Raw genomic sequence first — 1,179 nt, 5'->3', positions numbered from 1 at the left:
GGGAGCAACGGTGTTGGAGGTCAAGCCGCAACAGGCGTTTCGAGTCGGAATCTGGCGTTGTCTCGAAGCATGGCGTTGAGGATGGTCAGCAGCTTGCGCATGCAGGCCACCAGGGCGACTTTCGGCTTCTTCCCGGCCGCGCGTAATCGTTGATGGAAGGCGCGGATCGGCGGGTTGAAGCGGACGGCGCTGAGCGTGGCCATGTACAGGGCCTGGCGAGCAACCGCACGGCCGCCCCATACCGCCCGCCGGCCTCGTAACGTGCCGCTGTCCCGGGCCAAGGGCGCGACGCCGACCAGGGCGGCGATCTGCTTGCGGTCCAGCGTCCCCAACTCGGGGACGCAGGCCAGCAGCGTGAAGACCGTCACCTCACCCACGCCTTTCACCTCGGCCAACAGGTCGCGCTTGGCCTGCCAAGCCGGCGACTGCTCGACCGCATCGCGCAGGTGGCCGTCGATCGCGCGCAGATACTGCTGCAGCCACTCGATGTGCTTACGCAGATTGCGCCTGAGGTCCTTGCCGGTCGCCTGGGTCAGCCGGTTCTTCTCCATCACCAACATTTCCATCAACTGGCGGCGCCGCGCCAGCAGCTCGCTGAATGCCTGCAGCGTTTCATCGGGCAACGGCCGTTGCGCCGGGCGCACCCGCTCGGCGAAAAGTGCCAAAAGCCGCGCATCGAGACGGTCGGTCTTGGCGAGCTTTCCACACGCCCGGCCAAAGTCACGGACTTGTCGCGGGTTGACCACCGCGACGGGCAGGCCTGCGGCGCACAGTTCTGCAACGAGGGCACGCTCCAGGCCGCCGGTCGCCTCGAGCACGATCAACTCGGGCGCCGCCTGGCGAAGGCCCTCGACCAGGATGGCGTGGCCGATGGCGTCGTTGTCGACATCAAAGCTGCGGTTTTGGCCACCGACGAACACATCGAGCCGATGCTTGCCGACATCCACGCCGGCGAACACTCCAGACATCGCTTCCTCCCTTGAACATTGCTTTCGATTTCCCACCTTCCCAGCCTTGCTGAAACGGGCTCGAGGCCCAGGCAACGGTTCGGGATATGAGCAGGACCCGATGCCGACCCAAGCTCCCCCACGATCTGATCGATCAAAGGTCGGACGGTCTGGCACGGGGCGATCCGAAAAATGCCAACTCCCGGACCGCAAAAGCAACTTACAAGGTCGG

1 protein-coding gene is annotated in these 1,179 nt (G+C 65.2%); it reads right to left on the bottom strand.

The genetic code is table 11. The features are described 5' to 3' along the window. Positions 1-20: 20 nt before the first annotated feature. A complete protein-coding gene (locus tag ABE488_RS17690) occupies positions 21-968 on the bottom strand; it encodes an IS110 family transposase (RefSeq protein WP_346449705.1) in 948 nt (315 codons plus the stop codon). Positions 969-1,179 lie beyond the last annotated feature (211 nt).

Origin of the sequence: Luteimonas sp. TWI662 (assembly GCF_039673825.1) — a bacterium.
In the GTDB taxonomy this organism is placed as follows: domain Bacteria; phylum Pseudomonadota; class Gammaproteobacteria; order Xanthomonadales; family Xanthomonadaceae; genus Luteimonas.
The sequence above is the reverse complement of the archived record's forward strand: the minus strand, read 5'-3'. Positions and strand labels throughout refer to the sequence as shown.